We start from the raw sequence: 598 nt of genomic DNA on the forward strand, positions 1-598 counted from the left end.
TATTGACTCCCATTAAAAGCTTACATATTTCGGATAAAATATACTCCTATGTTATATAAGAATATTATTTTACTGAAATTATTTTATTATTTTGATTTATATTTAAAATTCTCTGTTATATGTAAATAGATACTGTAATTCCTCATTTGATTAAAAATTGATATTTAAATTCCCTAAATTTTAAAAAAAATATAGTATAATTTATTTAAAGAAAATTATGAAAGATTGGTAATAAAAATGAAAAAGGAATTTGAAGGAATTAATGAATATATGAAAAGTAAGGCTTATAGGGAAAAATGTAAGATTCTTGGCAATAACATTAAATATTATAGAAAGAAAAAAAGATTAACAGAAATGCAGCTTGGTAAAAAGATTGGCAAAAGCAGAAAATTTATAAGTCGTATCGAATATAGGGGATATAGTATGATAATTTACATAACTACTCTCTATGATATAGCAAAAGCTTTGGATATTGAAACAAGCTGGCTGTTAAGGGGTATAGATTAATATCCTACTTGCAATTCACACAAGCCCCATTCTTATAAAACATAGGAGTATATTCTATCCGAGATATGTAAGCTTTTAATGGGAGTCAATT

The 598-nt window shown here is 24.6% G+C and carries 1 protein-coding gene; it reads left to right on the plus strand.

The genetic code is table 11. The annotated features are described in order from the left end of the window. Positions 1–270: 270 nt before the first annotated feature. Positions 271–507, plus strand: coding sequence for a helix-turn-helix domain-containing protein (locus ACYQ0N_RS15385; protein ID WP_460163192.1), 237 nt, complete (start codon positions 271–273; stop codon positions 505–507). The last annotated feature ends 91 nt before the right edge of the window (positions 508–598 follow it).

The sequence above is a fragment of the Ruminococcus sporogenes genome (assembly GCF_054655175.1).